The sequence below is a fragment of the Streptosporangium sp. NPDC002544 genome, assembly GCF_040295965.1.
Classification (GTDB): Bacteria; Actinomycetota; Actinomycetes; order Streptosporangiales; family Streptosporangiaceae; genus Streptosporangium.
The window spans coordinates 41,853-61,703 of the sequence record NZ_JBEOWJ010000003.1; the positions used below are offsets into that span (position 1 = coordinate 41,853).

Here is a 19,851-nt window from a genome sequence, read left to right on the forward strand (position 1 = left end):
GCCGCTCACGCGTCTGGCGGGCCACGTGAGCGGCGAGCCGGGGGCACCTCCGGCCGCCCCGCCGACCCTCACCCGTCAACCCCACCATCCGACCGTCGTCCTCTTCGGGGAGCGGCTCCGGCCCGCGCGAAGGCCGGCCGTACCGGTCCCGCAGGCGAACGGGGCACACCCGTGAGCAGTCAGCAACCAGGCGCGAAATTCCGGGGTGAAGGCCCTTATGTCCGAGCTTGTTGGTTACATTCTCAGCGGCCTCGTCACCGGAGCCGTCTTCGCGGTCATGGCCTCGGGGCTGACCCTGTCCTACGCGGCGACGGGCGTGTTCAACTTCGCCCACGGGGCCATCGGGTTCCTGGCCGCGCTGCTGTACTTCGAACTCAACGTGGGCCTCGGGCTGCCCGCCTGGGCGGCCGGGGTGGTCGCGGTGGCGCTCTTCGCACCGCTGCTCGGATACCTGCTGCACAGGGTCATGTTCCGCGGCCTCGCCCAGGCGGGGGAGACGGCGCAGATCGTCGGGACCATCGGCCTGACGATCGCGCTCCCGGCACTCGGGCTGCTGGTGGTCGACCTGGTCGCCGAGCCGTTCGGGCTGCCACGTGCCGACGCGACCTCGCTGCCGCGCGGCCTGGGCCCCTACCCGGCGGTCACCTACGCCTTCGGCGGCGTCCACCTCGACTCCGACCAGCTCATCACCTTCGCCTTCGCGGTGCTGGCCGCCGTGGGGCTGTGGGCCTTCATGCGGCACACGCCGTACGGCCTGAGAATGCGCGCCTCGGTGGACTGCCGCGGGCTGGCCACCCTGCGTGGGATCGACGTCGACGCCTCCTCGGCCATGGCCTGGACGCTCAGCTCGACACTCGCCGGGCTCGCCGGGGTGCTGGCGGTCTCGACCCTGGGCCTGGATTCCACCGCGTTCACCGTGATGCTGTTCGTCTCGGCGACGGCCGCGGTGTTCGGCCGGCTCCGGTCGATCCCGTGGACGTTCGCGGCCGGGCTCGGGCTCGGCGTGGTGCAGAACCTGGTCGCGGGGTACGCGGACTTCGCCGAGGACGTCACCGGACTGCGTACGGCGGTACCGGTGATCCTGCTGTTCGTCGGGCTGATCCTGCTCAACCGGTCCAGGGGCCGCATCGCGGGGTCCGCCGCCGAGGACGCGCCGCCGCCCGACCACCTGGCCGACCTGCCGCCGTGGCGGCGGCGCCTGCCGTGGGCGCTCGGCCTGATCGCGCTGCTGGCCTGGACCCTCACCCGCCCGGCCGACGACTTCTACGTGAGCGTGGTGGCCCAGGGGCTCGTCCTCGCGCTGATCTTCTGCTCGTTCGTGGTCGTCACCGGCATCGGCGGCATGGTCAACCTCGCGCAGGCGTCCTTCGCCTCGATGGCCGCGCTCACCTGCGGCTGGGCGTTCTCCTCCGGCCTGCCCCTACCGGTGGCGATCCTGCTGGGGGTGCTCGGCGCGACAGCGGTCGGCGTGCTCGTCGCGCTGCCCGCCCTCCGGCTGGGCGGCCGGATTCTCACCCTGGCCACGCTCGCCCTCGCCCTCCTCGCCGACCAGGTGCTCTTCCAGATCGACGAGTTCAGCAACGGCACGATCGGCTGGCCGCTGCCCGCCCTCGGACTGGGGTTCGCCGACACCACCGACCCCCGGGTACGGGTCCTGCTGCTGCTGGCCCTGATCGGGCTGGTCGGGCTCCTGGTGCGGAACCTGGAACGGTCGGCCTCGGGCCGGGCGGTCCTGGCGGTCCGCTCCGCGCCCGCCGCCGCGACCACCTCCGGCATCTCGGCACCCCGTACCAAGATCATGCTCTTTGCCCTGGCCTCCGGGATCGCGGGGCTGGGCGGAGTGTTGTTCGCGATCTCCAAGGGCTCGGTGACGGCCACCGACCTGCCGGCCTTCTCGGGTTTCGTCTGGCTGGCCGTGGTCGTCCTGCAGGGCGTCCGCAGGATCGGCGGCGCGGTGCTCGGCGGGCTGATCGCCGCGATCTTCCCCGAGCTGCTGGCCGGGTGGCACGTCTCCGCGCACGTCGGGGCGATCCTCTTCGGGGCCGGCGGGATGATCCTGGCCAGGCATCCGGACGGGGTGCTCGCCCAGCTGGGCGAGGCCCGCCACCGCCGCCGCACGCGCGGTGACCGCGCCGCGGCCCTCCAACGCGAGACACCCCCGCGCGAGGGGGGCGAGAGCGCGGGGCCCGCTCCGGAGCCGAAGGCGATGAACGGGACCGGCCATCGCCCGGTCACCGCGCCGCCGCGGGCACCCGCCGCCGAGGACGCGCTGTTCCGGCTGGAGGGCGTGGTCGCCGGGTACGGGGACGTCACGGTGCTGCGCGGGGTGGACCTCGCGGTACGGCCGGGAGAGGTGGTGGCGCTGCTCGGCGCGAACGGCGCGGGCAAGTCCACCACCTGCGCGGTCGCCGCGGGGGATCTCCGGGTGACGGCGGGGCGGGTGGTCCTGGACGGGGTCGACGTGACCTCCTGGCCCGCCCACCGCCGCGCGCGGGAAGGCGTGCTGCTCGCACCCGAGGGGCGCGGTGTCTTCCCCGGGCTGACCGTGGACGAGAATCTGCGGACCTGGCTCGCCGATCCCGGTCCCGTCTACGAGCGGCTGCCGCAACTCGCCAGGCGCCGGGGGCTTGCCGCCGGGGCACTCTCCGGCGGTGAGCAGCAGCTGCTCACCCTGGCTCCCGCTCTGGTCAGGCCGCCTCGGGTGCTGATCGCCGACGAGCCCTCGCTCGGCCTGGCACCGCTCGTCGTCGAGCAGGTCTTCGAGGTCTTCGCCGAGCTGCGCGAGCGCGGCGTCGCGCTGCTCCTGGTGGAGGAGAAGGCCACCTCGGTGCTCGAACTCGCCGACACCGTCGCGTTCATGCGCCTGGGCAGGGTCACCTGGACCGGCCCCCGGGCCGAGGTGGACGGCGCCAGGCTCACCGCCGCCTATCTGGGGGTGTCGTGACATGAGAGACGGGGTGGCGATGAGCGCGGCGCTGCGGGTCGAGGCCGTGTCGGTCTCCTTCGGGGGCGTCCACGCGCTCACCGACGTCTCCTTCGAGGTGCCGGCGGGCCAGGTCTGCGGGGTGATCGGGCCCAACGGGGCGGGTAAGACCACGCTGTTCGACGTGATCTCCGGACTGCGCCGGCCGACCTCGGGTTCCGTCTCGGTGATGGGCCGCGAGAGCACGGGGATCCCGGCGGTGCGGCGGGCGCGTGCCGGACTGCGCCGTACCTTCCAGCGGACCCAGGTGTTCGGCCGGCTGACCGTGGCGGACAACGTGCTGGCCGCGATGGAGTGGAGGGGCGGGGGAGGTGGGCTCCCGGCCGACCTGGTCGGCTGGCGGGGACGCCGGAACCTGGAGCGGGCACGCGGGGAGCGGGTGGACGAGGTGCTGGAGCTCTGCGGGCTGAACGGGCTGCGCGACGCCTACGCGGCGGCACTTCCCGCCGGGTCGCGACGCCTGGTCGAGCTGGCCCGCGCCCTCGCGGACGCGCCGTCGCTCCTGCTGCTCGACGAGCCCACGTCCGGTCTGGACGCCGACCAGACCGCTCGCATCGAGGAGGTCATCGGGGCGTTGGAGACGACGATCCTGCTGGTCGAACATGACATGGGATTCGTGATGGACACCTGTGACCGTCTCGTCGTCCTCGACCTCGGCCGCGTCATCGCCTCGGGCGCTCCCGCCGAGATCCGCGAGGATCCCGTGGTCCGTGCCGCCTATCTCGGCTGACCTCGTTCTCCGCGCGCGTGAGATTCCGGGGCGATCGGGGGCCGCGCGGCGCGTACGGATTCGACGCTCGCCGTTGTGGGCATATACTCGCCCATACCTTGATCGCTTACCGGCGCGGGGCCGTCCTGCCCCTTGAGCGCCGGGAGGGTTCCAGCACGTCGTCGGATGCTCTCGGCGGCCTACCAGTCGCTTACAAGTACTCCCCAAGTGGTTCCCGTCATGCTCTCGCCTCGGGAAGCAAGTTTTGGGGAGAGTACGAAGATGTGGGGAAGAATCAGCGCCGTCGCGGGCCTGGTGCTGGCGAGCACGCTGGCACTGCCGAGTACAGCGGTGGCCAAACCCGAAGAGGTCGACGTCCCCGTCGGGACGTGGCTGGCCGCCAGGACGCACCCGTCCGTCCAGCTGACCTCGGTGTCCTACACGGCGGACGTGGCCGTGCCGACGCCCGAGGCGAACCTGGAGGCGATCAGGACCCTGACGCAGCAGGGGATCAACGCCGTACAGAGCGGCAAGATCTCCTCCGACGAGAACAGCATCTACCGCTGGGTCGTGCAGCAGATGGCCAAGAACCCGGGCCGCTACTTCTCGCCCGGCGGGCAGGAGCGGGTCGTCGAGGCGACGGCGGGCGGGCTGTGCACCGGCTGGTGGATCACGCCGGACGGCTACATGGTGACCGCGGCGCACTGCGTCGGCCAGGAGGACACCGAGCTGGCCCAGACCTTCGCGGCACAGGCGCTCACGAAGATCAACGAGAAGGACGCCGCGGACCTGGTCGCCAGCCTCGGAGACATCGCCTCCGACGAGGAGATCCTCCGGAACGCGGCGAAGATCTTCCAGATCTGGAACGCGGAGAACATCAAGATCCGCAATGTCCAGAGCTCGCTCTCGCTGCTGCAGAGCCTGCCGGGCGGCGGCGTCGACAAGACCACCAAGACGGTGCCGATCGAGCTGGTCGCCAAGGGCACCGTTTACCCGGGCAAGGACGTCGCGATCCTCAAGGCCAACGGGCAGAACAACCTGCCGACCGTGCCGCTGGGCGAGGACTCGGACGTGCGCGTCGGCGACACCCTCTACATCAGCGGGTTCCCCGGCACCGTGACGCAGACCTCGATCTTCAACCTTGAGTCCAAGCTCGACCCGGCGTTCACCGAGGGCCCCTACAACGCCAGCCGCCAGACCCCCGAGGGGGTGCCGTACATCCAGACCCAGGCGCCCTCCTACCCGGGCAACTCCGGCGGTCCGGTGTTCAGCAAGGACGGCAAGGTCATCGGCATCCTGGTCGGCGGCCTGATCCAGCAGGACGGCGGTTCCACCGAGGGTGAGAGCTTCGTGCTGCCGGTCAGCATCGTCAAGGAGAAGCTGAACGAGAAGAACATCAAGCCGGCCGAGTCGGCGACGACGAAGGCCTACAACGAGGCGCTCGACTTGTTCTTCCAGAACAGGTACTCCGACGCGCTGCCCAAGTTCCGCGAGGTGCAGGCGCTGCAGCCGAACCACCCGTACGTCGCCAAGTACATCAGCGACTCCCAGCAGGCCATCACCGCGGGCAAGGACGAGAGCGGCACCCCGATCCTGCCGTGGCTGCTCTGGGGCGGCGGCGGCCTGGTCGCCGCGTTCGTGATCGGCACGCTCGTCGCGGTCGCCAGGGGCAAGAGCCGCTCCAAGGGGCCGGCCTCCTTCCCGCCCGCTCCGTACGGGGCGCAGCCCGGCTACCCGGCGCAGTTGCAGGGCGGCCAGCCACAGTACGGCCAGCCGCAGTACGGCCAGCAGGGGCAGCCGTACGGCGCGCCGCCGCAGCAGTATCAGCAGCGACCGCCCTACCCGCTCCCGGCGGGGCCCGAGACCCGGGCGGTCCGCCCGCAGTCGCCGTACGGCCCGCCGCAGCCCCAGCAGGGGGCGGGCGGACCGGGAGCGAACACCCGGATCGCAGGTCTGGAGGCGGAGCTGGAGCAGCTGCGCCGGAACATGGGGCAGCGCCCGCCCGAGCAGCGCTGATCACGTCCGCTCGGGTGGGTGTCCACTCCTGGGGGGGAGCACCGGCGGCGCCCGTCCGAGCGGAATCGGCGTCACCCGTCCGAATGTGCCGGACGGTCGTCCGTGCGACGGCGTTCGGACAGGTGACGCCGGGCGAACACCCCGGTGGTGCCCTTCGGGCGAGGGGCACCACCAGGGTGTCGAGGCCCGGAGCGGAACCATCGCTCCGGGCCTTTCGCGGTACGGCCCGCTGTACGCTTACCCAAGCGTGCGCTAGGTTGGTGTAGTGGATCTGGACTTCACCCCCGCGGAGCGGGAATTCCGGGCCGAGGTGCGGGACTGGCTGGCCCGGCATGTCCCGGCCGCCCCGCTGCCCTCGATGGACACGAGGGAGGGCTTCGAGGCGCATCGCGAGTGGGAGCGCCTGCTCGCGGCGGACAGGCTGTCGGTGGTCTCCTGGCCCGTCGAGTACGGCGGGCGGGGGGCGAGCCTCGTCGAGTGGCTGATCTTCGAGGAGGAGTACTGGGCGGCGGGCGCCCCCGGCAGGGTCGGCCAGAACGGCATCTTCCTGCTGGCCCCCACGATCTTCTCGTACGGCACGGCGGAGCAGCGGGAGCGCTTCCTGCCCGCGATGGCCAGGGCCGACGAGGTCTGGGCGCAGGCCTGGTCCGAGCCCGAGGCGGGCAGTGACCTGGCCGCCCTGCGGTCCCGCGCGGAGCGGGTGGAGGGCGGCTGGCGGCTGTACGGGCAGAAGACCTGGAGCTCCCGGGCCTGCTACGCGGGCTGGGGCTTCGGCCTGTTCCGGACCGACCCCGCCTCGGCCAGGCACCGGGGCCTGACCTACTTCATGTTCCCGCTGGCCGACGTCACCGTACGGCCCATCGCCCAGCTCGACGGCGAGCACGGGTTCGCCGAACTGTTCTTCGACGGCGTCGAGGTCCCCGACGACCTGGTGCTCGGCGCCCCCGGCGAGGGCTGGCGGATCGCGATGGCGGCCACCTCCTCGGAGCGGGGACTCACCCTGCGCAGCCCCGGCCGGTTCACGGCCACGGCCGACCGGCTGGTCCGGCTGGCCCGCTCGGGTGGCACCGAGGGCACCGATCCCGCCCTGGCCGACCAGGTCGCCCGCGCCTGGCTGGACGCCGAGGCCTACCGCCTGCACACCTTCGGCACCGCCCGCCGTCTGGCGGCGGGGGAGGAGATCGGCTCCGCCTCCAGCATGGGCAAGGTCTTCTGGTCCGAGCTGGACGTGCGCATGCACACCCTCGCCCTGCGGCTCCTCGGCGAGCGCGGCCTCCTGGACGGGGGTGCCCCCGAGGCCGAGGACGGCGGGCGCTGGCTGGACGGCTTCCTGTTCTCCCTGGCCGGACCGATCTACGCGGGCACCAACGAGATCCAGCGCAACATCATCGCCGAACGCGTCCTGGGGCTTCCACGATGAACTTCGCCTTCACCGATGACCAGCTCGCACTGGCCGCCACGGTCAGGGAGGTACTCGCCGCGCACTGCCCGGCTCGGGCCGCGCGGACGGAGCGGACCCCCGCCTGGTCCCGGCTCGCCGAGATCGGACTGTTCGGGCTGCTGGTCCCCGAGGAACACGACGGCCTCGGGCTGGGGCTCCTCGACGCGGTGCTCGCCTTCGAGGAGACGGGCCGGGTCGCGCTCCCCGGTCCGGTGGCCGAGACCGCGGTGGCGGCCCCGGTGCTGCTCGCCGGCGACCCGGGGCTGGGCAAGCTCGCCGCCGGCTCGCTGCGGGTGAGCGTGCGCATCGGCGACCAGGTCTACTCTCCCGACGCGGACCTGGCGGACCTGCTGGTCGTCGAGCGCGACGGCGTCCCGTACGCGGTGCGGCCGGGGCGGGCGCGGCTCACGCCCCAGTCGGGGGTCGATCGGACCAGAAGGCTGTTCGCGGTGGACTTCGACGCGGGCTCCGACGGTGTGTCCGACGGTGTGACCCGGCTCACGGCCCCGGTGGCCCCCGCGGTCCGCGCGGTCACCGTGGCGGTCGCCGCCCAGCTGGTCGGGGCGGCCAGGCATCTGCTGGAGACGAGCGTCGGCCACGCGCTGACCCGCAGGCAGTTCGGTGTCCGGATCGGGTCCTTCCAGGCGGTCAAGCACCTGCTCGCCGACGTGGCGGTGGCCGTCGAGTTCGCCGCGCCGCTGGTCTACGCCGCGGCCTTCGCGGTGGACAGGGAGTTGCCGACCGCCGGCCGGGACGTCGCCGCGGCCAAGGCCGCCGCGGGAGAGGCCGCCGAGCTGGCCGCCAGGGCCGCGCTTCAGGTGCACGGCGCGATCGGCTACACCGAGGAGCTCGATCTGCACCTGTGGCTCGCCCGGGTGTGGTCCCTCTCCGCCGCCTACGGCGGCACCGCCCTGCACCGGTCCCGGCTGAGAGCCGAGATCCTCGGTTCCGCCGGACCGGTGAGGTGGCCGTGAGCCGGGAGGTCCCGGCCGGCCGTGAGCGGGGCCGCCCGCGCGAGGGCGCGGTTCCCGCACGGCCACCGAGGGAGGCGTCGTGAGGTTCGGGGTCCCGCTGGGGCTGATCCATCCGGACGCGTGGCGGGACGTCGCGGTCGCCGCCGACGAGCTGGGGTTCGAGTCGGTCTGGCTGCCCGAGCACCTGGTGTTCACCACCGACCTGTCGCTGGCCGTCTATCCGGGAACCGACAGGCCGGGTATCTCCCCGGTCACCCCGCTCTTCGACGCCCCCGCCTACCTGTGCTGGCTGGCCGGGCTGACCTCGCGGATACGGCTCGGCACCGCCGTGCACCTCTACGCGCTGCGGCATCCCTTCGTCTCCGCCCGCGCCTTCGCCACCCTGGACAGGGTCTCGGGAGGGCGGGCGATCTGCGGGGTCGGCGCCGGTTGGTACGAGGGGGAGTGGCTGGCGGCCGGGGTGGACTTCGCGACCCGGGGCCCACGCCTGGACGAGGCGATCGAGGTGACCCGGCGGCTCTGGTCCGAGCCGGTCGTCGCGCACGCGGGACGCTTCTATGACTTCCCCGAGGTCGCGTTCGAGCCCAAACCGGTCCAGGACCGGCTGCCGATCCTCGCCGGGGGCGAGTCGGGCGCGGCCCTGCGGCGGGCCGCCCGGCTCTGTGACGGCTGGATCAGCATGCCGCACTCCCTGGAGACGATCCGCCCGCAGCTCGACAGGCTCGCCGCGCTCCGCGACGACCGCCCCTTCTCGGTCACCGCGCACGCCTACGAACTCGGCGGCCCCGCCGAGATCCCGCGCTGGGAGAGGCTCGGCGTGGACCGCATGATCGTCCGCCCCTGGCGACGCAGCCGCGACGCCGTGGCCGCGCTGGCCGCCTTCGCCGCCGATCATCTCTAGATTCATCGGGTCCCTAGGCAGGCACCCCTGTCCTGCGGCGGCGCCCCCGGTAGCCGCTGTGCACCAGGACGTCGCCCGGTTCGGCGGGTGAGGTGAGGGGGCCGGCCGGGATGGCGGACCCACCCCGACCGCCCCGACCGCTCCGGGCCACCGGGAGGGAGGCGGAGACGGTGGCCGTTCTCGGGCCGGTGGCCCGGTGAGCGGGCATGGTGGAACGGGCGGGGTGGGCGGAACGGGCCGGGGTGGCCGGGATGGTGGTGGTGATCACGGGGTCGGCCCGGCGGTGGCGGCGGCCGCGCAACGGGGCGTCTTGCACGAAGGTGGACGACTCCACCACGGGACGCTCGGGCAAACGACGCCTGCCCCGGTAGGGCGCGTTGGAACGGCCGGGGGTGCCGGTCCGGCCGGGGGCGCGGCGGCGGCCCGGAGCCCTGCGGGACGGGGGAACCGGCGCGGTGCGCTCGGTGGCGAGCGCGAGCCGTACCCTCGACTGCTTGGCCCTGGTGTGCGCGATGATCGCGGCCGCGGCGAGCAGCACCGGCGCGAGCACGGCGGGGGTGCCGAGCTCCGGGGGATGCACGGTGAGATCACGGACGGTGGCGGTCGGCGAGACGGCGAGCGCGCTGGTGTCGGCGGTGGAGGCCTTGGCGTGCTTGCCCGGCGAGGTACGGCCGGTGGGGGCCGGCACCTGGGCCTGACCGGGCGTTCCGGCGGCCGCCCGGTCACCCTCCGAGGTGTTCGCGGTGCCGCTCTGCCGCGATGCGGCGGCCCCTTCGCCGTTCCCCGGGACGGTCCTGCCGTCATCTCCCGAGGCGGTCTTGCCGCGGTTCCCCGAGGTGGACTCCCGGCCGTTTCCGGCGGCTGTCCCGGTGGCGTGCCCGGGGGTCTGTCCGGCCTTGCCGGGGCCCGCGGACGCCGAGGTCTTTCTCGCGGGGACGGGGGCGGGGACCAGGGCGAGCAGGTCGGGTCCTGGATCGATCGCCACCAGGTTGCCCCCGCCGCCGCCCCCGCTCGCGGTGGTGGCGGCGGGGTCGAGAACCGTCTGCTTCTCGGTGGCCTCCCGGTCCAGCCGGGCCTTGATCTTCTCCGGATACCCGTAGCCGACGACCTTGCCGGTGTCGCGCTCCTTGCGCTTGGCGATCCCCCCGTCGATGTTGCCCTCGATCGTGTGGATCCTGTTCCCCTCGACCCGGGTGACGATCCCCACGTGGTCGATGCCGTCGATCCTCTTCGAACCGCTCCAGTCGAAGAAGACGATGGCCCCGGGCTTGGGAGTGGTGCCCCAGGCGTCCTGCTGGCGGAACCACCGGGCGTGGTAGACGGTGTAGGCGAACTGGCCGATCCACTCCTCGTAGCCCAGCTTGGCGGCCGCCCAGGAGAGGTACATGTCGCACCAGGGGGCGGCGGTGTAGTCGGCGTCGAACTCGACGGTCCTGCCGTACCAGTCGCCGAACTTGGTGTAGCCGCCGCTCTTCTCGGAGTATCCGAGCTGGCTCTCCAGCAGCTTGATGAACTTCTGCATCTCAGGGGTCATATGAGGTTTCAGGGGACCCCCGGTGGCCGTGCGGGCATGGTCGCTCCGCCTCGCGACCTGGCCACCGGGAGACGGGGTCGAGCGACGGCGCGTTCACGCGAGCCTCCCGGGGACGGGTGAGACGCGTGCGGCGGCACCACTGGCCGGTTGTCTTCCGTGACGAGGGAGGCTACCCGGCCTCAAGGACAGGTCACGACAGTCTAAAGTGCATGCAAAGTCACTCGGCGTCATATACCTAGACAAAAGGCGACGTCAGGGGGTTTTCACGCGATCTTCCGTGAGTAGAGCATTTGGCGAAAAGATCTACGGGGCGTCCGCAACCGGAGCCAGGAGCGCTGTCTCCGCGTGGATCGGCCCTGTTGACCATCCCCCCTGCCGAGGGCCGACCTCTTTACCATCGGCGAAATAGGTATGGATATGGGTATTTATCCCGATATGCCGGGATCGGTGCTGGGAGATGCTCGTCACAACGAAGGCTCAACTGCAACCAATGAAGGACCAAAGGTAGGAGCCATGTGTCAGCACCAGCCGCGATGCCCTCTCGCAAGCGCCCCCGATCATGAAGCCGCGTCCCTCGTGGCCTTCCACCCCGAGCAGGGGTGGGGTCTGCTCTGCAACGGCGTCGTGGTCTTCGATGACACCGGAGCGCTCCTGCCGGACGGGCGGAGCACTCCCGTCCACGACATGCCCACTCACCGCGTTCCAATGAGGCAGGCGGCATGAGTCCGGTTCGCGTTCCCGCCGGCCAGGGGGCGAGCACGCCGCTCCAGCGGGTCACCCAGCCGTGGCCGGTCGCCGACGGCGGCCGGGTGCGCGAGCCGCACCCGGCCGAGGTGGCGCCCATGACCCTCTTCCCTGAGAAGCCGGACGTGAAGGAGACGTCGTTCTCCCTCACTCCCGAGTCGTCGTCCGTGCCCCGGGCCCGCCGGATGACCCGCGCCTGCCTGGCGGACTGGGGGCTGCGGGAGGAGCACAGCACGGTCGCCGAGCTGCTCGTCAGCGAGCTGGTCACCAACGCGCTGCACCACTCGCGGGGGACCATCAGGCTCGCCCTCTCCTTCGAGGACGGCCTGCTGCGCTGCGAGGTCGAGGACGCGGACGCGGACCCCTCCCCGATCCGCGTGTACCAGGCCTGCGAGGACGACGAGCGGGGACGCGGGCTGCACCTGCTCGACCTGCTCTCCTGCTGCTGGGGTAGCGACCGTACCTGCGGCGGCAAGGCCGTCTGGTTCGAGCTTCCCGCGCACGCCGCCGCCGAGTGCTGACCGCGGGTCCGCCATACGCGCCGGTCACCCCCGCTCCCGCCGGGAGCCGAACCCACGTACCACCTCGGAAAAGCGGAGGCAGAGTTCCCCGACTCGCCGTCCGCTGGCCGCCGGAGCCGACGAGATCGCCGCACTCGTCGGCTCCGGCGTCCCCCTCCTCCCATCAGGTGCCGGATGGGTGACTCCCGTCCGTGTCCCGGTTGCGCTCGCCGATCCAGACGGCGATCTGGGCCCGGGAGTGGAAGCCCAGTTTGGTCATGATGTGCTCGATGTGACCCTCCGCGGTGCGCTGGGCGATCGTCAGCGAGGCCGCGATCTCCTTGTTGCTCAGCCCCTGGGCGACGAGCTGGGCGATCTCGGTCTCCCTGCGGGTCAGCGGGGACGGCGACGGCTCGGCCCTGTCGGGATGCCTGCCGGGGCGGGCGCCCTCGCCGAGGGCGAAGGCCAGCGCCTCGTCGCAGGGCAGTTTCGCGCCCCGCCTGACGGTGGCGTCGAAGGCCGCTTTCCCGAGGGCCTCACGCGTACGGGCCTCGCACTCGTCGTGGTAGTGCATGAGGTGTCCGAACCCGGACATCGGCGCTCCGATCGCCTGCCAGATCGTCTCCAGGATCCCCAGTAGTGCGGCCGCCCGCCGGTGGTCTCCCTCCGCGGCGGCGATCCAGGCCAGCACCTCCAGGTTGACGCCGATGCCCAGCAGGTCGTCGAGCGAACGGTTGAACCTCAGGCTCTCCCTCTCCAGCTCGGTCGCGCGCCGGGCGTCGCCCCGGGACCAGACCCCGATGCCGAGCGCCATCATCGCGTAAGCCCGGTGCCAGCCCTCCCCGTGGGCTTCGCAGAGCGTGAGGCACTCCTCGCCCGCGGAGACGGAACTCGTCCAGTCGCCCAGGAAGGAGTGGGCGAGGCAGAGCCGGATGAGCGTCAGGGCCAGGCCCGCCGGGTCGTCGTCGACGCGGTGACGCGCCGCCGCCTCCTCGTAGAGCTCGATCGCGGCTCCGAGGTCTCCCCGGGACATGGCGATCATTCCCGAGTAGAGCGCGACGTAGCCCAGGATCGGCTCGTGCCCCGGCCGGTCCCCCAGCACCCGGGCCTCCTCCAGCATCGCCGCGGCGGCGGTGACGTCGGCCTGGATGATGGCCAGCCAGCTGTTGGACCACAGCGCGCGGCCCCGGATCTCGTCGGGCCCGGTGACGGCCGGCAGGCTCCGGTCCAGCCAGTGGCGTCCCTCGCTGAGATAGTGGCTCGTGATCCAGTGGTAGAGCAGGTCGGCGGCCATGCCCAGGGCGGCGGGGGTCTCCTCGGGGTCGGTGAAGCAGTACTCCAGCGCGGTGCGCAGGTTGGCGTGTTCGAGATTCAACCTGCCGAACCAGGCCACCTGGAACGGGCCGAACCGCTGCGCGTACGCCTCCGTGGACAGCCGCCGGTAGTGGTCGCGGTGCAGCCGCCGGAGCGCGGTCTCCTGCCCCAGGTCCACGAGCCGTTCCCGGCCGTACTGCCGGATCGTCTCCAGCAGCCGGTAGCGGGTCACCGAGGAGGTGGCGGGGGAATTCTCCTTGATCAGGACGGACTTGCCCACCAGCCCGATCACCAGGTCGATCACCTCCTCGCGATCGATGCCGTCCCCCGAGCAGACCGCCTCGGCCGCCTCGAGGTCCAGGCCGTCGGCGAACACCGAGACGCGCGCCCACAGCAGCTGCTCCTTCTCCGTGCAGAGGGCGTAGCTCCAGTCGATCAGTGCGCGCAGCGTCTGCTGGCGGGGCAGCGTCGTGGGCGAACCTCCGGTGAGCAGCCGGAACCGGTCGTCCAGCCTGGCCAGCAGGTCCTCGGGAGAGAGCGCGCGCAACCGTGCGGCCGCCAGCTCGATCGCGAGCGGGATGCCGTCCAGCCTGCGGCAGATCTGCTCCACGGCGGCCCGGTTGGCCTCGGTGACCGTGAAATCCGGCAGGACGGCGCAGGCCCGCTCGGCGAACAGCCGTACCGCCTCGGACTGCGTGGCGGGCTCGGCGGGCAGCCTCGGACGGTCGGAGTCGGGTGCCGGCGGCGGCAGCGGCAGCGTCGGCACGGCCAGCGTCTGCTCGGCGGCGATGCCCAGCGCCTGCCGGCTGGTGGTGAGGATCCGCAGGCCGGGGGCCGAGCGCACCAGGATCTCCACCAGCACGGCGCAGTCCCGCAGGAGGTGCTCGCAGTTGTCGAGGATCAGCAGCGCATGCTTCTCCCTGAGGTGCTCGACGACCACCTCCACCGGGGGGCGGTGCGAGGTGTCCCTGATCGCCAGGGCCTCGCTCACCGACGCGTCGAGCAGTTCGGGGTCCTTCAGCCCGGCGAGCTCGACCAGCCACACCCCGTCGGGAAAGGCCCGTTGGACGTCGGCCGCGACGCGCAGGGCCAGCCGGGTCTTGCCGACGCCGCCGGGGCCGGTGAGGGTCACCACGCGGGCTCTGGACAGCAGACGCCTGACCTCGGCCACCTCATGCCGACGTCCTACGAAACTGGTCACCTCGGGTGGCAGCCCCGCTGTCTGCCACCGTTTCGGGGTGGCCGGTGCCACCTCATCCATCAGCGTTCATCAGCGCCTCACGCCGGCCTCGGCAGGCGAACCGTCACATGTTCGGGTCCGACCGGCACCATCCACACTATGCGCAGGGGGGTTTGCCCCCGTACGCGCCGTGACCGTGACCGGATGGGCGCCGGTGGATCAGTAGCCCGCGCCGGTCAGCAGGCCGCCGTCCACCGTGAACTCGCTACCGGTGCAGTAGCTCGCCCGGTCGGAGGAGAGGAAGGCCACCACATGAGATACCTCGACGGGCTTGGCGAAACGCTTGATGACCATGGACTTCATGAACGCCTCCGCGTCCACCTTGGCGATGATCTCCGGGTCCAGCACCATGGAGGTGTTGATCGCGCCGGGGTGCACGGAGTTCACCCGGATCTTGAACTGGGCGAGCTCGCGGGCCGCGGCCTTGGTCACCCCGCGTACGCCGAACTTGGAGGCGGAGTAGGCGGACATGCCCTCGGCGCCGATGAAACCCTCGACCGAGGAGATGTTCACGATCGAGCCCCGGCCGGCGGCCCTCATGGGCTCGATGACGGACTTGACGCCGAGCCAGGTGCCCTTGAGGTTGACGTCGAGGACACGCTCGAACTCCTCCAGCGCCATGTCCTCGATTCGACGAAATTTCAGGATTCCGGCGTTGTTGACCAGGACGTCGAGCTTGCCGTAGGTATCGACGGCGGCGCCGACCGCGCGCTCCCAGTCCTCGGGCCTGGTCACGTCCTGGTGGACGAAGAGCGCCCCGGTCTCCTCCGCGAGCGCCTTGCCCTCCTCGTCGAGCACGTCGCCGAAGACGACCCGCGCCCCCTCCTGCAGGAACAGCCGTACATGGGACTCGCCCATGCCCCTGGCACCACCGGTGACCAGCGCGACCTTGCCGTCCAGAAGACCCATGTCAAGCTCCTCGGATGAAACGTGCGGCGGCGGCGACGGCCACGGCGGCCGCCTCCATCGAGCGGTAGACGGGGATTCCCGCACCGGCGGCGATCGCGCGGACCTCGTCCTCGACTCCGGGCGGCGCGCACTCGCCGTTCCTGGTGACCAGGGTGATCCTGGTTCCCGGCAGGTCCCGCTGCGCCCGGGCGAGGTTGTGCGCGTACGCGTAGAGGGGGTCGGCGGAGGTTCCGAAGGTGAAGAAGCTCTGCACGTTCACGTGCGCCACGACGTCGGGGTACGGCCGGCGCGCCACGATCGCCCCGATGACCTCCCTGACCAGCTCAGGGCGGCCTCGCGGACCCACCGGGACCTCCAGCGGATTGGCCGGAGAGGTGCCGGCGGCCCCCGCGCCCAGGGCCTTCAGCACCTCCCGCGTCTCGTCGGGCAGCGCCGCCAGCACCAGCCCCGCCGCGTCGAGGACGTCCGCCGCCAGCACGCTCGCTCCGCCGCTCGGGCCGATCACCAGCACGGAGGGAAGGCCGTCCTCGCCGCGGCCCGTCCACGGCTCCCGCGCGGTGTCCGCGACGGACCCGGTGGGGGGAGCGATCCTGGAGGCGTGGGACTGGAAGAAGGACAGGGCGCCGATCAGGTCGTCCTGGCTGCCGACCAGGACGGCGCCGGTCTGGTCGGCCAGGGCCCGCCAGACGCGGCCGTCGCCGACCATGCCGCCGGTGTGCGAGGCGGCCGCCCTGCGCCCCTGGCCGCTCCGGCCGCCGACCAGCAGGACGACCGGGAGCCGTCCGCGCACGGACATCAGGGCCTCGAAGAGGGCACGGCCGTCCCGGGGGTCCTCCAGGTACATGCCGACGACCGAGGTGTGCTCGTCACCGCCGAGCCAGCCGAGCAACTCGGCGGGGGTCACGTCGGCGGAGTTGCCGACCGTGGCCACGCGGCTGAACGCCAGCCCGCGCCGCTCGCCCACCCTGACCACCTCTCCGGCCAGGCCGCCGCTCTGCGAGATCAACGCCACGTGGCCCGGAGGCCCCGGCTCGCCGCCGATGAAGGTCTGCCCGCCGCGCGGGCTGTAGACGCCCATGCAGTTCGGCCCGAGCAGCCGGGCCCCCGCCTCCCGTGCCGCCCTGACCAGCTCGGCCTCCAGCCCGGCGGCCCCGGCCTCGCCGAACCCGCCGCTCATCACCTGGACGAACGAGAGGCCCTTCGCGTGGCGCACGACCTTCGCGCAGCGGTCGGCCGGTACGGCGACCAGCGCGTAGTCGGCGTCCGCCTCCGCGAGGGTCGGCACCGTGGGCACACCGTTGATCTCGTCCGCCTCCGGGTGCACCGCGACCAGCGGCACGCCGGTGGCCTTGTAGAACTCCAGGAACATGTTCCCGAAGTTCGGTCTGCTCGCGGACGCGCCCACCACGGCCACCGCCCTGGGCTCGAACAGCGCGGTGAAGTCCTGCCCGGACCCGTGCTGTCCCGGGGTTTCCGGCCCCGGCCCGGTGGGCTCCGCCGTGCCGGGAAGGTAGCGCGCGTCCACCGCGACCACGCCCTCCTCGGTGGCGATCACCGGGTTGAGTTCGAACTCGCCGAGATCCAGCCGTTCCCACACTCCTCCGGCCCCGCCGATCGCGAGCAGCAGCCCGACCAGGGCCTCCGAGTCCACGGCGGGCCGGCCGCGGTGGCCGTGCAGCAGTGGCGCGCCGCGCAGTGAGGCGAGCATCCGCCGGGCGTCGGCCTCGGAGGCGGGGCAGAGACAGAGCGCGGTGTCGCGCATGACCTCGGTCCACACGCCACCGAGCCCGGCGAGCAGGACGGGTCCGAAACCCGGGTCGCGCATCACGCCGACGATCAGCTCGACCCCCGGTGCGGCCTGCTCCTCCACCAGGAACCCGTCGGGCGTGATGCCCCGCGAGACGAGTCCGGCCAGCATCTCGTCGGCGGCGGACGCCGCCTCGGCCGGCCCGGACAGCCCGAGCTGTACCGCCCCCGCGTCCGACTTGTGCACCAGGCCGGGACCATGGGCCTTGAGCACCAGGGGAGGCGTCAGTCCCCGGGCCGCCGCGGCGACCTCGGCGGGGGAGGCGGCCGTGGCGCCTCGGGGCACCGCCACCCCCCACTCCCGCAGCAGGGCCTTGACCTCGTGCTCCGCGAACCGTGCGGGGGCGGGCCGCTGAGATGCTCCGGACGCCGTGGATACCGCGGATACACCGGACATCTCGGGCGGCCCGCCGGTGGATGCGGTCACGCCTCGTCCATCCGGTTCTGGTACCTCTCCCGGATCTCCCGCCTCAGCAGCTTGCCGGGTCCGCCGGAGGCGTCCTGGAAGTGCGGGAGTTCGGTGGCGACGACGACGTGGTCGGGGCGCTGGTGCGCGGGCAGCGTCTCGGCCAGGGCGAGGGCGATCTTGGCAGGGTCGGCCGGGTGTCCCGTCCTGGCCACCACCGCGAGCAGGATCCGCTGCTCGACCGCCTCCTGCCCCTCGGTCTGGGCGGGCACGCCGACCGCACCGGCCTCCGCCACGCCGTCCAGCGCCACCGCGGCCTCCTCGATCACCGAGGGCTGGGACCAGATGCCGCCCTTGAACACGGACTCCTCGCGGCGGCCGAGCACCGTGAGGTTTCCGTCCTCCGACAGGACGCCCAGGTCACCGCCGACGTACCACTCGTCGCGCAGCACCTCGGCGGTCTTCTCCGGCAGGCCGTCGTACCCGGTCATCCGGTGCGGCCCGGCGAGGTTGATCTCACCGACCTCGCCGGCCGGCCGGGCGCCCGAGGGGCCGGTGATCCGCACGGCGTTGCCGGTCCGTGCCCTGCCCGAGGAGCCGAGCGGCGTGCTGCCGTCGTCGACCCGGCCGAGGCAGGTGTAGGGGGCCTCCGTCTGGCCGTAGTAGCAGTAGACGCCGGCGTCGGGCAGCCGCTCCTTCATCCTGGCCAGCAGCGCCGCGGGGAGCGGCTCGCCGCCCAGCATGATGACCCGCAGGGACGACAGATCGGCGCCCGCGTGGTCGTCGGAGCCCAGCAGCGCCGCGTAGAAGGAGGGGATCTGCGAGACGTGGGTGACCTTCTCCCGGGGGACCACCCTCAGGAAGTTCGCCGGTCCCCAGTCCTGTTCGAGCACCAGCCGCATGCCCGCGTAGAGCGCCGGCCCGACGAGGGCGGGGAAGCCGATGCCCCAGATGATCGCCCCGGTGCCGAGCACCGAGTCCTCGGTGCGCGGCACGTCGAGCCAGATCTGCGCGATGGCCAGCGACGAGGCGTGCGTGTGGACCACCGCCTTGGGCAGGCCCGTCGTCCCGGAGGTGTAGTAGAGCGCCAGCGGATCGTCCCAGAAGCCGCCGAGGGCCATCTCGTCCTCGGCGGCGCCCGCGGTGAGCGCGTCCAGGTCCACGGCGTCCTCGCCGGGGCCGCCGACCCTGATCCAGCGGGTGATCTCCGGCAGCCGGGGGCGGATCTCCGCGACGGCGGCCTCCACCGTGGAGTCGTACACGAACGCGGTGGCGCCGGAGTGCGCGACGACCGCGGCCAGGGTGTCGACGGGCCAGTACGGGTTGAGCGCCGCGGTGACGACGCCGAGCTTCGCCGCGGCCAGGTAGACCTCGGCCACGTGCAGGGTCTCGTTGAGCAGCGCGGCCATCCGCTGCCCGGGGGCGAGGCCGGCCTCCGCCAGCGCGTGGGCGCGCCGGTTGACGAGCCGGTCGAGTTCCGCGTAGGTGAAGCTCTGCTCACCGCAGTAGGTCAGCGCGACCCTGTCGGGGGTGCGCATGGCGTTGGCGGTGAGGATGGCGTGGGCGTAGTTGCCGTACGGGGTGCCTGCCGGGGTCGGGCGCGCCATCTCTGGCCTCCGTTCGGAGCGAGGGGTGGAGGGGTGTCAGTGCGAGGAGTAGAGGACGAAGACGTTTCCTGACGGGTCGCGCAGTACGGCTCTGATCTCGTGCGGCCCGGTCTCCGGCTCCCGTACGAGCTCGGCCCCGGCCCCCGCCAGCTCCCTGGCGGCCCGCGCGACGTCGTCCACCTTGTACGAGGGCGCGGTGACCTCGCCCGCCACCCGCTCCTCGGCCGCGACCAGCGCGACCGTGGCGCCCCCGCCGTCCAGGGCGGCGAACCGGTCGCCGTCGCGGAACCTGACCGCCAGCCCGAGCGTCCCCGAGTAGAAGGCGATCGCCGTCTCCAGGTCGTCCACGGGGATCAGGACGTTGCCGAGCTTGCTCACGCGGGCCTCCACTGGGGCAGGTCGTCGACGAAGGTCACGCGCACCGGCATGCCGATCCGCACCAGGTCCGGCGGGCACTCCACGACCTGCCCGAACGCCCGTACCCCTTCGGGAAGGTCGATCCAGGCCAGCACGTACGGCTCCCGCCCCCGGAACTCGGGCACGAACGAGCGGTGCACGACCGTGAAGGTGTGCACCGTGCCGTCGCCGGAGACGGGTTCGTAGGGAAGATCGGTGCCGCCGCAACCGGGGCACTCGGGGGCAGGCAGGTGCACCCGCCGGGCGCAGGCGGTGCAGCGTTGGACGACCAGCTCGCCGCGACGGCAGGCGTCCCAGTAGGCGAGCGTGTCGCCGGTCATCGATCCGGTCATCGATCGCCAAGCTAGCGC

The 19,851-nt window shown here is 72.5% G+C and carries 15 protein-coding genes; 8 read left to right on the forward strand and 7 right to left on the reverse strand.

What is annotated here, in order from left to right; all coding sequences use genetic code 11:
- The first annotated feature begins 217 nt into the window (after window positions 1-217).
- The 6 genes from ABT061_RS05000 (at window position 218) to ABT061_RS05025 (ending at window position 9,024) form a co-directional block, all read left to right on the forward strand.
- On the forward strand, window positions 218-2,944 hold the full coding sequence (locus ABT061_RS05000) for an ABC transporter permease subunit (protein ID WP_350912796.1): 2,727 nt from the start codon (window positions 218-220) through the stop codon (window positions 2,942-2,944).
- Window position 2,945: 1 nt separating this feature from the next.
- Window positions 2,946-3,713, forward strand: coding sequence for an ABC transporter ATP-binding protein (locus ABT061_RS05005; RefSeq protein ID WP_350912798.1), 768 nt, complete (start codon window positions 2,946-2,948; stop codon window positions 3,711-3,713).
- 261 nt (window positions 3,714-3,974) lie between these two features.
- Window positions 3,975-5,708 (forward strand): trypsin-like peptidase domain-containing protein, encoded by a 1,734-nt coding sequence (locus ABT061_RS05010; RefSeq protein ID WP_350912800.1) that lies wholly within the window; start codon window positions 3,975-3,977, stop codon window positions 5,706-5,708.
- A 265-nt stretch (window positions 5,709-5,973) separates the two neighbouring features.
- On the forward strand, window positions 5,974-7,128 hold the full coding sequence (locus ABT061_RS05015; RefSeq protein WP_350912802.1) for an acyl-CoA dehydrogenase family protein: 1,155 nt from the start codon (window positions 5,974-5,976) through the stop codon (window positions 7,126-7,128).
- Window positions 7,125-8,123 carry an acyl-CoA dehydrogenase family protein gene (locus ABT061_RS05020; RefSeq protein WP_350912804.1) on the forward strand — a complete coding sequence of 333 codons (999 nt, stop codon included), beginning with the start codon at window positions 7,125-7,127 and terminating at the stop codon, window positions 8,121-8,123. Before ABT061_RS05015 ends, ABT061_RS05020 begins: the two co-directional genes overlap by 4 nt.
- Before the next feature lie 79 nt (window positions 8,124-8,202).
- Window positions 8,203-9,024, forward strand: a complete 822-nt coding sequence (locus tag ABT061_RS05025; RefSeq protein WP_350912806.1) for a TIGR03619 family F420-dependent LLM class oxidoreductase — start codon at window positions 8,203-8,205, stop codon at window positions 9,022-9,024.
- 13 nt (window positions 9,025-9,037) lie between these two features.
- Here the strand turns inward: ABT061_RS05025 and ABT061_RS05030 are convergent, their stop codons facing one another.
- Window positions 9,038-10,546 carry a CHAP domain-containing protein gene (locus ABT061_RS05030; RefSeq protein WP_350912808.1) on the reverse strand — a complete coding sequence of 503 codons (1,509 nt, stop codon included), beginning with the start codon at window positions 10,544-10,546 and terminating at the stop codon, window positions 9,038-9,040.
- Window positions 10,547-11,071: 525 nt separating this feature from the next.
- Here ABT061_RS05030 and ABT061_RS05035 point away from each other — a divergent pair.
- Both ABT061_RS05035 and ABT061_RS05040 read left to right on the forward strand, forming a co-directional pair.
- Window positions 11,072-11,281, forward strand: a complete 210-nt coding sequence (locus ABT061_RS05035; protein WP_350912810.1) for a DUF5999 family protein — start codon at window positions 11,072-11,074, stop codon at window positions 11,279-11,281.
- Entirely contained in the window at window positions 11,278-11,823 is a 546-nt protein-coding gene (locus tag ABT061_RS05040) for an ATP-binding protein (protein ID WP_350912813.1), read from the forward strand. Before ABT061_RS05035 ends, ABT061_RS05040 begins: the two co-directional genes overlap by 4 nt.
- A gap of 163 nt (window positions 11,824-11,986) precedes the next feature.
- Here ABT061_RS05040 and ABT061_RS05045 read toward each other — a convergent pair whose 3' ends face one another.
- The 6 genes from ABT061_RS05045 to ABT061_RS05070 form a co-directional block, all read right to left on the reverse strand.
- Window positions 11,987-14,377, reverse strand: coding sequence for an ATP-binding protein (locus tag ABT061_RS05045; protein WP_350912815.1), 2,391 nt, complete (start codon window positions 14,375-14,377; stop codon window positions 11,987-11,989).
- Between the two features lie 138 nt (window positions 14,378-14,515).
- Window positions 14,516-15,265, reverse strand: coding sequence for a glucose 1-dehydrogenase (locus tag ABT061_RS05050; RefSeq protein WP_343966456.1), 750 nt, complete (start codon window positions 15,263-15,265; stop codon window positions 14,516-14,518).
- A 1-nt stretch (window position 15,266) separates the two neighbouring features.
- On the reverse strand, window positions 15,267-17,468 hold the full coding sequence (locus tag ABT061_RS05055) for an acetate--CoA ligase family protein (protein WP_502991366.1): 2,202 nt from the start codon (window positions 17,466-17,468) through the stop codon (window positions 15,267-15,269).
- A gap of 26 nt (window positions 17,469-17,494) precedes the next feature.
- A complete protein-coding gene (locus ABT061_RS05060; protein ID WP_350912821.1) occupies window positions 17,495-19,084 on the reverse strand; it encodes a class I adenylate-forming enzyme family protein in 1,590 nt (529 codons plus the stop codon).
- 36 nt (window positions 19,085-19,120) lie between these two features.
- Entirely contained in the window at window positions 19,121-19,462 is a 342-nt protein-coding gene (locus ABT061_RS05065) for a VOC family protein (RefSeq protein WP_350912823.1), read from the reverse strand.
- Window positions 19,459-19,833, reverse strand: coding sequence for a Zn-ribbon domain-containing OB-fold protein (locus ABT061_RS05070; RefSeq protein WP_350912825.1), 375 nt, complete (start codon window positions 19,831-19,833; stop codon window positions 19,459-19,461). Before ABT061_RS05070 ends, ABT061_RS05065 begins: the two co-directional genes overlap by 4 nt.
- Window positions 19,834-19,851: the final 18 nt, after the last annotated feature.

Excerpts from the sequence above, each read along its gene's own strand:
- ABT061_RS05050 (WP_343966456.1), bottom strand. The coding sequence starts at position 15,265 with ATGGGTCTTCTGGACGGCAAGGTCGCGCTGGTCACCGGTGGTGCCAGG.
- ABT061_RS05070 (WP_350912825.1), bottom strand. The coding sequence starts at position 19,833 with ATGACCGGATCGATGACCGGCGACACGCTCGCCTACTGGGACGCCTGC.
- ABT061_RS05000 (WP_350912796.1), top strand. The coding sequence starts at position 218 with ATGTCCGAGCTTGTTGGTTACATTCTCAGCGGCCTCGTCACCGGAGCC.
- ABT061_RS05035 (WP_350912810.1), top strand. The coding sequence starts at position 11,072 with ATGTGTCAGCACCAGCCGCGATGCCCTCTCGCAAGCGCCCCCGATCAT.
- ABT061_RS05005 (WP_350912798.1), top strand. The coding sequence starts at position 2,946 with ATGAGAGACGGGGTGGCGATGAGCGCGGCGCTGCGGGTCGAGGCCGTG.
- ABT061_RS05045 (WP_350912815.1), bottom strand. The coding sequence starts at position 14,377 with ATGGATGAGGTGGCACCGGCCACCCCGAAACGGTGGCAGACAGCGGGG.
- ABT061_RS05020 (WP_350912804.1), top strand. The coding sequence starts at position 7,125 with ATGAACTTCGCCTTCACCGATGACCAGCTCGCACTGGCCGCCACGGTC.
- ABT061_RS05030 (WP_350912808.1), bottom strand. The coding sequence starts at position 10,546 with ATGCAGAAGTTCATCAAGCTGCTGGAGAGCCAGCTCGGATACTCCGAG.
- ABT061_RS05040 (WP_350912813.1), top strand. The coding sequence starts at position 11,278 with ATGAGTCCGGTTCGCGTTCCCGCCGGCCAGGGGGCGAGCACGCCGCTC.
- ABT061_RS05055 (WP_502991366.1), bottom strand. The coding sequence starts at position 17,468 with ATGTCCGGTGTATCCGCGGTATCCACGGCGTCCGGAGCATCTCAGCGG.
- ABT061_RS05060 (WP_350912821.1), bottom strand. The coding sequence starts at position 19,084 with ATGGCGCGCCCGACCCCGGCAGGCACCCCGTACGGCAACTACGCCCAC.
- ABT061_RS05010 (WP_350912800.1), top strand. The coding sequence starts at position 3,975 with ATGTGGGGAAGAATCAGCGCCGTCGCGGGCCTGGTGCTGGCGAGCACG.